Here is a 13410-nt window from a genome sequence, read left to right as displayed (position 1 = left end):
TAAACCAGTTCGATAAATGTTTCAAGGTTAAAGACAACCTAGTAAACTATCAAAAATCCTATTTTAGAAATTTTTAATAACGTCACTTTCGAAAAGTGTTTTCAAGATAAGTGACGGACTTCGATATAAAAGTTTAACGTAAATATCTCTAGAGGTCAAAATTTTTGTATTTTTAAGATTGTTACTTACAGTTCTAGTTTGAGATTTTATTTCTTTAGCGAAAGCTTTTATAAATAAGTTGGGTGATAAAGCTAAAGTATTAGCGTCACGCTGAATTTTGGTTATTACTATTGCAAGATTATCAGGTAATATTTCATTATTAACCCTTTTCCCTGCGTAACCAAAAGATATTTTTCTATTTCTGACTTTATTTCCGTATTTATTTATGACAGCTTGTATTAACTGTTGGTTAATCTTAACATTTTGTTCTTTATCTGAACTACCCCAGACTCTTACATCCCCGCCGCCGTTATGCCTGTTATACGTTATACTTAATATCTTTCCATTTGGTAATAAAAATACTCTTACTGACTTAGGATAGAAACTACTAGCACGGTATTTTAGCTCCACAGGTTTGTTAGGTCTGGATAAATCCCAAATTTGGATGTTAATTTCAAATCTTTCTCTCTTTAAAGTTACTATTCTTTCATCTGGTAATACCCCAACCAAATCATAAGGATAATTATCTATTTCACTATTATCTACTAACACGATAGGATTGTGGTTATCTATAGGCTTGTATACATCCCAAATCAGTATAGTAACTCGGTCTCTTCCTTCTACTCTGTTTATTCTGTCTACTAATTTACCTATTATTTTTCCACTTGATAGTACATATACTTTGTCAAAGCACAAGCCTAAACCTCGATGTGTACTTAACACAATAGGGTTTTTTGAACTTGTAGGCTCATCTAGATTCAAAATCCCTATACGGCCACCCACTGCTTGGAATACTATTGTTCTATTTGATACTACCTTCAATTCCGAAATAAGTTGGTATTGACATTTAAACACGGTAGGATTTGTTAGGCTTATAGGCTTATCTAAATCCCAAACTCGTATAATATCAGAATAATAGTCTACCGCTCTTCCATCTGGCAATGTCACCATTAGTAAACCAAAGTGGGCTTTTAAATTCCTTTGTTCAATACAATTTATAGGCTTACCCAAACTCCAAATTCGCCTATTAAAATAGTGGCTAAGTGTACCAATATTCACTCTATCACCCAAAGTTTGGCTTACTATTTTACCACTCGGCAATATTTTTAATTCTAGAATATTATCCTGATGACTTAATACAATAGGGTTAGTGCCATAATCTCTGGGGCTACTTAAATCCCAAACCCGTATAGTTTTATCACTCGAGGCGCTTACTATTTTACCATCCGGCAATACATCTAGTATTGAAATTTTATCTTGATGACCACTTAATAAGATAGGGTTGGTATTATCTATAGGCTTCTTTAAATCCCAAACTTGGATATTCCGCGCTAGCACATCATTATCATTTTGTGGTTGCCATGCACTTGCTATTTTTCCATCTGGTAATATTATGGTCATATGTTTATGGGCATTTTTTAACGTCAGAGGGTTGTTATTAGATATAGGCCTATCTAAATCCAAAACTAATTTGTATGGTTCAGACTGTGTGTTGAGTAATATCTTTCCATCTGGTAGTATCTCTAATTTCATAATAAAAATACCTGGGAACGTTTTCAAGATAGGATTTTCAAGACTTTTAGATTTATCTAAATCCCAAACTCGTATAGTATCAGAATGATAATCTACCGCCCTTCCATCTGGCAATATCAAGATATTGCTGTCCATATCTTGTGAATTAGAAGAACCTAGTATATTGCAGTTTTGGTAATTTATTGGTAATAGCGGTAAAGGTGGTAACTTTTGATATGTTGATTTATTTGTTCTTCTAAATTTCTCATAACTTGAACTATCCAAATAGTCACATATCAAGCCTACTAATCCTCTTGATATAAATACTTTCTCTCTGTTACTAACTTTTAAACCTGCTCCTGACTTTTTATCTGAAGAAGGTAACATTAGATATGTTGATTTATTTGTTGTTTTAAATTTCTCATAACTTGGATCATCCAAATATCCACCTATTAAGCCTAGTAATTTTTTTGTTGTAAATACTTTCTCTTTGCTACTAATCTCTTTGTTACTAACTTTTAAACCTGCTTTTGACGTTTCATAATTATTGAATATAAGCTGACTTTTGCTTAAACGACGAGCGTACAAAGCGTATAGCAACTTAAGCTCATCTCTTATATTATCATGTATTTCTGCCAAATCAGGAGCACTTTTTTCTTTACTATTTACTACATAAGATATTGCATTTAAAAGCTGGGCTAATTTTTTGTAATTTGCCGTAGGCTTAGTCACCTTTTTATGATCATTTTCTAGAGAAAACATAGGTTCTATAGCTTTTTTATTTAGAGGTTGTAAATCATTTTCCAACAGTTTTGCTACAACTACTGATAAGATTTTATACCAATATACATCAAACTCATGGTCAGTCATAAAATTTCCAATTTTATATATTCTAATACTTAATATTATTTTATGCAATTAAATTTAATTTTCAAATATTTACATAATTTATTTTAATTTTTTAATAAATTTATTTTAACAGTTATGGGTCTGCTAATATATCTCTAATGATACTATATTTTGCTGGCGTCAAAATTACCAAATTTGTCACCATGAATTCGTTTGATTGATTTCAACCACAACTGAAGAATTTAAATCATTTATACCAATTCCAACATAAATTGGTGCATTTATCACAAAGGAGTTTATGACTAATTTAAGCAGGCAATAACAGTCACTATTGGCAAATATTAAAGGATTAAATTAGGTATAAAATACAAAGTTAGAAAGTAATAATATGCGTTGGAATTGGTATTACTTAATAACAGCTTTTAAGATTGAAAAATATGTTGTAAAAAATGATTTTGGGAGGTTTATTTCAAGAGTAATTAGCTAAACTAACAAAACAAAAGGTTAATCCTTCGAATAATATAACCCTTTAGAAGAGTTAAGTGCTTTTAAGCGAGCATCAGCCTCTCTTAATCTTTGATGAGCAGCTTCTATGTCAAGTTTTGATGCATCTGGATTTTTTAAAGCGTCCTCTGCTCTTGCTTTTGCTTTTTCAGCTTCTGCTTGATTAAGATTTTCTGCCCTTTCCATTTCATCAACCATAATAGTAACTCTAGTAGGAGTAACCTCTATCAGCCCACCGGATACATATAAAACCTCTGTATCGCTGTCTTTTTTAATATTAACCACGCCTGCTGGCATAGTTGATAAGAGCTCTGTATGTCCATATGCTATACCCATCTCACCAGCTGAACCACGCAAGCTGACCATGTCAGCTTCACCTGTAAAAACTGAACCTGAAGGGCTAACAACACTGACTTTTAGATAGTTCTTAGACATATCAGTTTACCTTATAAAGTTTTTGCTTTTTCGATAGCTTCTTGGATAGATCCTACCATATAAAAAGCTTGTTCTGGTAAGTGGTCATACTCACCATTAACAATAGCCTTAAAGCTAGCAACAGTATCTTTCAAAGATACAAACTTACCAGGGTTACCAGTAAATACTTCTGCTACATGGAAAGGCTGAGATAAAAATCTCTGAATCTTACGAGCTCTATCAACAGTCTTTTTATCCTCGTCTGATAACTCATCCATACCCAAAATAGCGATAATATCTTTTAACTCTTTATATCTTTGTAGGGTCTTTTGCACTGCACGCGCTGTTTCATAATGGTCCTGACCAACTACTAATGGATCTAACTGTCTAGATGTAGAATCTAGAGGATCCACAGCCGGATAAATACCCAATTCAGCAATTTGACGTGATAGTACAATTGTGGCATCTAAATGTGAGAATGTAGTTGCTGGAGATGGGTCAGTTAAGTCATCAGCTGGTACATATACAGCCTGTACAGATGTAATCGAACCAGTCTTAGTTGATGTGATTCTCTCCTGTAAAGCACCCATTTCAGCTGCTAGAGTTGGTTGATAACCCACCGCAGATGGCATACGACCTAAAAGAGCTGAAACCTCAGTACCTGCTAATGTATAACGATATATGTTATCAATAAACATTAACACGTCACGCTTTTCATCACGGAAACCTTCTGCAATAGTTAAGCCTGTTAGTGCAACTCTTAATCTATTTCCTGGTGGCTCATTCATCTGACCATATACTAGGGATACTTTATCAAGTACGTTAGAATCTTTCATTTCATAATAGAAATCGTTACCTTCACGTGTTCTTTCACCAACACCAGCAAATACAGAGTAACCACTATGCTCTTTTGCAATGTTGTTGATAAGCTCCATCATAGTAACTGTTTTACCAACACCAGCACCACCGAATAAACCTACCTTACCACCTTTTGCAAAAGGGCAAATAAGGTCTACTACTTTGATACCTGTTTCTAAAATTTCTGTATTAAGAGCTAGTTCATCATAAGCTGGAGGAGCTTGATGGATAGATCTTTTCTCAGTATGCTCAATTGGACCTGCTTCATCTATTGGCTCACCCAATACATTCATGATACGACCTAACGTACCATGACCTACTGGAACTGAGATAGGAGCATTTGTATTTATAACTTCCATACCACGTCTTAACCCATCACTAGAACCCATTGCGATAGTACGGACCACTCCATCACCTATTTGCTGCTGTACTTCTAATACTAAATCTGTCTCTTGAACTTTCAGAGCATCATATACTTTTGGAGTGTTATCACGAGAAAACTCTACATCTATAACCGCCCCGATTACTTGAATAATTTTACCTGTATTCATTTATTTTATCTCTCCTAAACTGCTGCTGCACCTGAACAAATCTCTGCAAGCTCTTGGGTAATCATAGCTTGCCTTACTTTGTTATAATCTAATTTTAGTTGATCAATAATATCACTTGCATTATCTGTAGCATTTTTCATAGCCAACATACGTGCAGCTTGCTCACATGCCGCATTTTCTAATATTGCACCTCTAACTTGGGCTTCTATATACCTCATACATAAAGCGTTTAGAACTTCCTCTATATCTCTTTCATAAATATAGTCCCAATGCCCTTTGGATACATCTTTGTCATCTGCCTTTTGCTCTTGTGTAAGCACATCTTGTATCGGAAGCAACACTTGTTGCCTTGGCTTTTGTTTTATTGTGCCAATAAACTGGTTACTAGATAAATATAATTTATCAATTTCACTATTTGTGAACTTATCGAGCATTACTTTCACAGCTCCAGAAACCATTCTAATACTAGTTTCTAAATCTTTATCATTATAGTGAGCAACAGCCACAACATTAACGCCTTTTAACTTCCTAAAAAAAGTCTCTGCTTTAGATCCTATAACACATATATCCACTTCGATTCTATCATCAAGATGTTTCTTAATATCTTTCAGAACGTGTTTAAAAAGATTAATGTTTAGACCACCACACAGACCTCTATCTGTTGAGGTAACTATATAACCAACTCTTTTAACCTCTCTTTCAAACAAGTAAGGGTTAGGATAATCAATACTAGCTGCTACAACATTTTTAATAATTGTATTAGCACAGTCTACATAAGGACGCACGTTATTCATCTTAACGATCGCTCCTCTCATCTTACTAGCTGCTACTAATTCCATAGCGCCAGTGATTTTTTGAGTATTTTTCACACTCTGCACTTTGGAACGTATTTCTCTAGCATTAGACATAGTCTACTCCTACCAAGCTTGAGTTGCTTTACAATCTTCTACGATTGCTTTTAGCTTATCAGCAATTTCAGCATCGTAGCCACCAGTTTTATTAATCATTTCTATCACAGCTGCGTACTTATCTGTCGCTAAAGCATGTAATGCTGATTCAAACGGTATAACCTCTGAAACTTCTAAACTATCTAAATAACCATTATCAGCAGCATATAAAGATAATGCCATCAATGCCACAGATAGTGTTGAAAACTGCTTTTGTTTTAGAAGTTCAGTAACCCTTTGACCTCTATTTAACTGTGCTCTTGTTGCCTCATCAAGATCTGATGCAAACTGAGAGAAAGCTTCCAATTCACGGTACTGTGCTAAAGCTAAACGTATACCGCCACCAAGTTTTTTAATAATCTTAGTTTGAGCAGCACCACCAACACGAGATACTGAGTTACCTGGGTTGATAGCTGGTCTTAGACCTGAGTTGAATAAGTCTGTCTCTAAGAATATCTGACCATCTGTAATAGAAATTACGTTTGTAGGTACAAAAGCAGAAATATCACCAGCTTGTGTCTCGATAATTGGTAAAGCTGTAAGTGAACCTGTTTTACCTTTAACTTCACCGTTTGTATATCTTTCAACATACTCTTCATTTACTCTAGCTGCTCTCTCAAGAAGTCTTGAGTGAAGATAAAATACATCACCAGGATATGCCTCACGTCCAGGAGGTCTTTTCAATAAAAGTGAAATTTGTCTATAAGCCCATGCTTGTTTAGTTAAATCATCATAAACAATTAAAGCATCTTCGCCACGGTCTCTAAAGTACTCACCCATAGAACAACCAGCGTACGGCGCTATATATTGTAAAGCTGCAGAATCTGACGCTGTAGCAGCCACTATAATAGTATGCTCCATAGCACCGTGCTCTTCTAGCTGTCTTACAATATTAGCTATTGATGATGCTTTTTGACCTATTGCCACATAGATACATTTAACGCCTGTACCTTTTTGATTAATAATAGTATCAATAGCAATAGCAGTTTTACCAATTTGTCTATCACCAATAATAAGCTCTCTTTGACCTCTTCCTACTGGAACCATCGAATCTATAGACTTAATACCAGTTTGTAATGCTTGATCTACTGACTTTCTCCAAATAACTCCTGGAGCAATTTTTTCAATTGGTGAACTATGATCTGCAGCTATCTCACCCTTACCATCAATAGGGTTACCCAAAGCATCAACCACTCTACCAAGTAAAGCCTGACCAACAGGAACTTCTAGTATTCTGCCTGTGCAGTATACTTTATCACCCTCTTTTAGATGCTCATATTCACCTAAAACTACTGCTCCAACTGAATCAGTATTTAAGTTAAGTGCCAAACCATATACATCACCTGGCATTTTTATCATTTCACCAGCAGTTACATCATTCAAACCGTATATAGTTACAATACCGTCAGCAACACTAACTATAGTACCTTCTGACTTTAATTCGATAGAATTATCAAACTTTTCTATTCTCTGTTTAATCAAACCACTAATTTCTGATGGACTTAGTTGCATAAGCTCACTTCCTATAATTTATGATAATAAAATACTTTTTAATTTTTCTAAACGTCCAGACACTGAGCTATCTATAACTGTGTCTCCGACTCTAACAATCGCCCCACCAACTATAGCCGGGTTTATCTCAACCTCAAGGCTCATAGAGCAACCAAATTTTTTCTCTAGACTTGCCTTTAAACTATTTAACAAATCTTTATCAGTAGCATAAGCTAAAGTTACTTTGGCTACTTTGCTATTGTTTTGAGCATTTTTAAACAACTCAAATTGTTCTGAAATTAAAGGCAAAACCATTAACTTTTTATTTTGAGCAATCAATGTTAGAAAATTATAAAAATTTTCATTTAGCTGACTTTTTAAAACTTCCACAATCTCAGATTGAGAAAATATAGGACTAGTAATAATGCTTTGCATTGAATCATCTTGTACCAACTTGGAAAAAGTTTTAAGTAACATAGACCATTCTTGCGATAAGCTGTTTTCGTTTGCAAACTCAAACGCTGCTTTTGCATATGGTTTTGCAATTACGCTTAGATCTGCCATGTATTTACCCTATTATTTTTATATCTTAGCAACAAAATCTTTTAAAAGATCGTTACTAGCCTTTTCATCTACCTTTGCAGATATAATTTTACTAGCTCCCGCTATAGCAAGACTTACTAATTCTTGCTTAAGCTCTTCTCTTGCCTTGATTTTCTCTTGATCGATTTCAGCCATAGCCATGCTTTTAACCTTTTCAGCTATAGCAATAGCTTCTTCTTTAGCCTGCTCATCAATTTTATGAGCTCTAACATAGGCATTTTCAACTATTTCCGTAGCTTTTGCTTTTGCTTCACGTAGAATTTCAGCAGACTGTCTTTTTGCAACTTCTAGCTCTCTAGAAGCTCTATCAGCAGAAGCCAAGCCATTAGCTATCTTTTCTCTACGCTCTTCTAAAGCTGTACGTAGCGGCGGCCATACAAACTTCATTGTAAAAACAACAAAGATTGCAAATGTTATCATCTGACCTATTAAAGTTACGTTGATATCCATCTACTTATCCTTTAGATAATTTATCTTGATTTATATGAAAGTATAATTATGCACCAACAACTTTTTGAGCCGCATCAACTAAACCAGGTATAGCCAATGGGTTTGCATAAAGTACTAAGAATCCTATAGCAATTGAAATAGCAGCAAATGCGTCAACAAAAGCAGCAACAATAAACATACGACCCAAAAGCATACCGCCTAATTCTGGCTGACGAGCAACACCCTCTAGATATTTACCACCTAGAACACCAAAACCAATAGCTGTACCTAAAGCTGGTAAAGATATCAATAAAGCTACCGCTATAGCTGTTAAACCATTTAAGTTACCTAAAACCTGTAAAGACATATCCATTTTATTATTCTCCTATTTTATATATTATATTATTAAAGGTTAAATCTAAACTAGTGAGCTTCCTGTGCCATATTTAAATAAACAACAGTCAACATCATAAATACAAACGCTTGTATTAAAACTATCAATATGTGGAATATCGCCCATATACTTCCCAATACCACTCCAGCTCCGCCAGCTACCCAGCCTGAAACATATAAAAGAGCTATAAGGATAAATATAAGCTCACCTGCAAATATATTACCGAATAAACGCAAAGATAAAGATACTGGCTTAACTACTTCATCAACCAGTCTAAAGAAAATATTTAAAGGAAATAACCAAATTCCAAAAGGAGCACTTAAGATCTCTTTAACAAGCCCAAAACCTTTTGCCCTAATATTATAAAAAATAACCAAAAAGAACACCGCTATAGACATAGCAAAAGTAACGTTTGGATCAGCAGTAGGTACAACCCTAAAGTAAACCTCATGACTATTAGTGAAAAATCCTATGATCCAACCAAAAATATCAACTGGTAGCAGATCCATAAAATTCATTAACACTACCCATACAAATATAGTAAGAGCTAAAGGAGTTACGAAGTTTCTTTTATAATGGTAGTTCTCAGCAACTAATCCATCCATCCATTCCCAAATAGCCTCTACTATATTTTGGAATTTTCCAGGCACATCAGCACTAGCACGCCTTGCCACTAGGAACATTATAAATATAAACATACTCCCTAGCACTATACTAACCAACAGCGAATCAACATTAAGTTGCCAAAAGGAACCCTCACCTAAGCTTACTTGCCAATGTTGCAAGTGATGTTGGACATATCCGGTTGCAATTTGAGAGCTAGACTCAGTATTTGCCATTATTTTTCCACCAATTACTAATAATTAACCCAATAAACACACAAAAAAGACCTATCTAACTCGCTTAAGTAGAAAAGGTACAAAACACACCGCTAATTGTAACAAAACTATTCCAAAAATGTAAGGAAATAATTTGGGTTTTACGTAAATAGCTAGCAATATAGTGGTAACACCTACTATACTTAATTTTAACATTTCACTAAGAAAAAAAATCATAATTTCTATCGTCGGTGAAAACTGTTTACTTACAAATAACCTGACAAAAAACACAAAATTTGCCAAAAACATGATTAGTCCACCTAATAAAAATGATTGAGAGTATGCCCACCCATAAAAGATCAATGTAACTGTACAGCCAAAAAAAAGTAATAACATTTGCACCAATAAAAATTTTTTAAAGTCAATTTTTATGTTAGCTAACATGTTTTATATATGTAGATTTTAATTTGAGATTTATCATACCAGAAAAGTAAAGATTGACAAAGAAAAAGAATTCTTTCTTGAATTACTTTACTATCAGACATAAAATAATATCTTATTTAACAATTTTTTAATTTTACTCCATGACTCAGAAAATACACAATATACGTGGCTATGCTTGGATAATAATTGCTTTTAGTTCTTTTTTACTATTTGACAAATACATTATGCAAGTTTTCCCTAGCCTAATCACTGATGATATGATGCAAAGCTTTGGTACTAATGCAACCCAAACAGGAGCACTTGGATCAGCGTATTTTTGGTCAATTATTATTTGCCAACTTTTTATAGCTGGACCCATAGTAGATAAGTTCGGCTTTAGACTTATTAGCCCAATATCTATAACTATTTCAGCCGCAGGAGTAATATTATTTGTTGTTGCAGCTAATTTTGGTAGCTTAAGCACAGCCTATATTGCTCGTATAATTACTGGTATGGGGGTATCATTTGCTACAATATCTTATTTAAAAGCTGTATCGGTGTGGTTTGATCCACGTAAATTTGCTTTTGCTGCAAGCTTTCTAGCTACTGCCGCTATGATTGGAGCATTGTGTGCTCAAGCACCTTTAGCATACTTGATAGCTTTGTGTAATGATTGGAAAATGGCTATGCTTTTAGTTTGTATAGCTAGTTTATTTATAGCAGTTACTTACTACATTGTTGTTCGTGATTATAACCCTCAGCAACCAGAAGCTAGCTCATCTAATAATCAACTAGGTACCTTAGAGGCTTTAAAACAGGTTGTAAAAAATAAAAACAACTGGTATTTAACATTATATGTTGGCTTAAGTTTCACTGCAGTTGATGCCTTTGCTGGTTTTTGGGGAAATGCATATTTTCGAGAAGCTTACAATATCTCTAAAGAACAAGCAGCCAGCATAATATCTATGATTTTTATTGGAATGGCAATAGGCTCGCCAATACTAGGTAAAGTATCAGAAATTCTTGATAACCGGAAATGCGTAATGGTTGTTTTTCACATAATTGGAACTATTGCCCTAAGTATAGTACTGCTCACCAAAACTAGTACTTTTGCTTCTGCGGTACTATTATTTATTTTTGGGATTTGTTTAGGTATTTACATGTTATCTTTTGCCATAGGAAATAGAGTAAATCCTATAATAATAACTGCTACAGTAGCTGCTTTTATAAATACAGGTGAGCCAATACTAGGTGCGATTTTTGATCCTTTAATTGGATATTTTCTTGATTGGTCGTGGACTGGTAAATTTATGAACTCCGCTGGTGAAATAATCTCCCAAAAAACTAGCTCTTTGGATATAAAATACTTTGAGTTAGCTTCTTACCATTTTGCCTTTACAACATTAGTAGCGAGTATGGCAATATCTTTAATTATCCTGCTGTTGATAAAAGATAGTAAGGAGTAATTTTATTTATAAAAACTTATAAAACCTTTCATCTAAATTAGCTTCTATAGTAATTTTTTGTTGTTGCTTTTCATCAAAAAATTCTAACTTACTAGCATGCAACAAAAGCTTATCTATACCTTGTTTAGCCAGCTTTTCATCAATACTAACAAACCCATACTTTTTATCTGCAACGATCGGGTGTCCCATAGCTTTACAGTGCACTCTTATTTGATGTGTTCTCCCTGTCTCTAACTTTAACTTAAGTAAGCTATATTCCCCAGGTAAATGTTCAACAGACAAAATATTAGTAATAGCTGTTTTACCTTCTTTTTTATCAACTTTAACTATTCTCTGCCCATCTTTTGTTTCTGTTCTTTTAAGAGGCAAATCTATTTTCTTAATATTTTTATCCCAAAACCCATGAACTATAGTATAGTAAATTTTGTCTACTTTTCTTTGTTTAAATAAATCAAAAAAATATACCAATGCGCTATGCTTTTTAGCTAACAGCACACAACCAGATGTTTCTTTGTCAAGCCTATGAACCAAATCCAGACGCCTAGCTTGTGGACGCAGCTGCCGAAGTCTTTCAACAAGCCCAGAGTTAACCCCTGAGCCACCATGTACGGCTATTCCAGAGGGTTTATTTACTACTATATAGTTATCCGTTTCATATAAGATAATCTTCTCTAAAAAATCTAAATGTGACTGATTGATTTTAACTGGTTGCGTATCATCTTGAACACTAAAAGGAGGGATCCTAATTATATCTCCAGAACTTACACGGGAAGTTTGCTTAACTCTTTTTTTATTTACCCGCAACTCACCCTTTCTAATCCAGCGATATATCAAAGGTTTAGGTAACTTAGTAAATCTGCCAATCAGATAATTATCTATTCGTTGCTCAATAACATCATCAGAAACTTCTAAATATTGTACACTAGTCATCTAAGACTCCAAAACCAGGGTTCTGCATATCGTTAAGTCGGCTTATAGTTCGTTGGAACTCAAAGCTTAATCTCTTGCCCTTATAAATTTCTTTAAAGTCACAATCTGCCAAAATTATAACTTTTTTATTTTGATCATAGCATTCATCTATTAACGAGATAAATCTCCTAGCCATATCCTCATTTGCCTGACTAAAACTTTTTAGATTGTAGACAAATATCTGTCTATAGATTTTACAAATTTCAATATAGTCATTAGCACTACGCCCATCACCACAAATTGCCTTAAAATCTAAGCAAACGTCCTTAGAACTAACTAAAATGATATCGATATCCCTATTTAAAACGTTTATCTTCAAATCTTTATCAAAGTATTTATTACTTAAAAAAAACTTATCAAAAAAATTTTTCCTGTTAGCTTCATTATATGGGTATAAATAATTAAGATATTCATTTGGTAAGCGAAAACGGTAATCCACCCCTGAATCAAGATTTAAAACATCAACATTTGCTATCAGCACATCTATTGCAGGTAAGAACAGCTCTCTTTGTAAGCCATTTAAATATAGTCTTTGAGGTTCGATATTTGAAGTTGCTACCAAGACCACTCCTAAATTAAACAGCTCTTTAAAAATATTACCTAAAATCATAGCATCTGCAATATCTTCAACAAAAAATTCATCAAAGCAAATAAGTTGAGTATCTTTTGCAATGTCATAGGCTACTTTTGCAATAGGGTTTTTACTCCCTTGGTAACTACGCAGACGAGTATGAATATCTTTCATAAAATGAGAAAAATGCTGACGTTTTTTCTTTGATGTAGGTACTTCATTATAAAAAATATCCATAATGAAAGTTTTACCTCGTCCCACACCGCCCCACATATAAAATCCTCTAATGTGGGGGTAAATAAATTTGTTAAAAAAAAGTTTTTTAGGCTTTTTTTTTGTCGTCAGCTCATCTATTATTCTCTGCAAAGACTGTATAGCTTCCAGCTGTAGTGGATCAACTTTCAACCCTAACTGTTTTATTTTTGCAAAATATACTTGCTCTAAGGTCATAT

At 34.0% G+C, this 13410-nt stretch carries 13 protein-coding genes; 1 reads left to right on the top strand and 12 read right to left on the bottom strand.

The window, feature by feature from the left end:
• Positions 1-63: 63 nt before the first annotated feature.
• The 10 genes from FRA_RS00885 to FRA_RS00840 form a co-directional block, all read right to left on the bottom strand.
• Positions 64-2541: a WD40 repeat domain-containing protein gene (locus FRA_RS00885; RefSeq protein ID WP_035720874.1), complete on the bottom strand. Its 2478-nt coding sequence runs from the start codon at positions 2539-2541 to the stop codon at positions 64-66.
• Between the two features lie 483 nt (positions 2542-3024).
• Entirely contained in the window at positions 3025-3459 is a 435-nt protein-coding gene (locus tag FRA_RS00880; protein WP_035720872.1) for a F0F1 ATP synthase subunit epsilon, read from the bottom strand.
• 11 nt (positions 3460-3470) lie between these two features.
• Positions 3471-4847 carry a F0F1 ATP synthase subunit beta gene (atpD, locus tag FRA_RS00875; RefSeq protein ID WP_035720870.1) on the bottom strand — a complete coding sequence of 459 codons (1377 nt, stop codon included), beginning with the start codon at positions 4845-4847 and terminating at the stop codon, positions 3471-3473.
• Between the two features lie 14 nt (positions 4848-4861).
• Positions 4862-5755 carry a F0F1 ATP synthase subunit gamma gene (locus FRA_RS00870; RefSeq protein ID WP_035720868.1) on the bottom strand — a complete coding sequence of 298 codons (894 nt, stop codon included), beginning with the start codon at positions 5753-5755 and terminating at the stop codon, positions 4862-4864.
• Between the two features lie 9 nt (positions 5756-5764).
• The gene (gene atpA / locus FRA_RS00865) at positions 5765-7306 is read right to left on the bottom strand and encodes a F0F1 ATP synthase subunit alpha (RefSeq protein ID WP_035720866.1); all 1542 of its coding nucleotides are present in this window, start codon (positions 7304-7306) and stop codon (positions 5765-5767) included.
• Positions 7307-7324: 18 nt separating this feature from the next.
• The gene (locus tag FRA_RS00860) at positions 7325-7849 is read right to left on the bottom strand and encodes a F0F1 ATP synthase subunit delta (RefSeq protein ID WP_035720864.1); all 525 of its coding nucleotides are present in this window, start codon (positions 7847-7849) and stop codon (positions 7325-7327) included.
• Positions 7850-7867: 18 nt separating this feature from the next.
• The gene (locus tag FRA_RS00855) at positions 7868-8338 is read right to left on the bottom strand and encodes a F0F1 ATP synthase subunit B (RefSeq protein ID WP_035720862.1); all 471 of its coding nucleotides are present in this window, start codon (positions 8336-8338) and stop codon (positions 7868-7870) included.
• Between the two features lie 46 nt (positions 8339-8384).
• On the bottom strand, positions 8385-8690 hold the full coding sequence (locus tag FRA_RS00850) for a F0F1 ATP synthase subunit B (protein WP_035720860.1): 306 nt from the start codon (positions 8688-8690) through the stop codon (positions 8385-8387).
• Positions 8691-8740: 50 nt separating this feature from the next.
• Positions 8741-9550, bottom strand: coding sequence for a F0F1 ATP synthase subunit A (gene atpB, locus FRA_RS00845; protein ID WP_035720859.1), 810 nt, complete (start codon positions 9548-9550; stop codon positions 8741-8743).
• Between the two features lie 51 nt (positions 9551-9601).
• Complete coding sequence (locus FRA_RS00840) at positions 9602-9973, bottom strand: ATP synthase subunit I (RefSeq protein WP_035720857.1); 372 nt, start codon at positions 9971-9973, stop codon at positions 9602-9604.
• 140 nt (positions 9974-10113) lie between these two features.
• On the opposite strand from FRA_RS00840, the gene FRA_RS00835 reads away from it, so the two are divergent.
• Positions 10114-11418, top strand: coding sequence for an MFS transporter (locus FRA_RS00835; protein WP_035720855.1), 1305 nt, complete (start codon positions 10114-10116; stop codon positions 11416-11418).
• Between the two features lie 6 nt (positions 11419-11424).
• Here FRA_RS00835 and FRA_RS00830 read toward each other — a convergent pair whose 3' ends face one another.
• Together FRA_RS00830 and zapE are read right to left on the bottom strand one after the other, a co-directional pair.
• Positions 11425-12348, bottom strand: coding sequence for an RluA family pseudouridine synthase (locus FRA_RS00830; protein ID WP_035720852.1), 924 nt, complete (start codon positions 12346-12348; stop codon positions 11425-11427).
• A complete protein-coding gene (gene zapE / locus FRA_RS00825) occupies positions 12341-13408 on the bottom strand; it encodes a cell division protein ZapE (RefSeq protein WP_035720849.1) in 1068 nt (355 codons plus the stop codon). Before zapE ends, FRA_RS00830 begins: the two co-directional genes overlap by 8 nt.
• Positions 13409-13410 lie beyond the last annotated feature (2 nt).

This window comes from Allofrancisella heilbronnii, assembly GCF_000710735.2.
Taxonomy (GTDB): Bacteria; Pseudomonadota; Gammaproteobacteria; order Francisellales; family Francisellaceae; genus Francisella; species Francisella frigidaquae.
The sequence above is the reverse complement of the archived record's forward strand: the minus strand, read 5'-3'. Positions and strand labels throughout refer to the sequence as shown.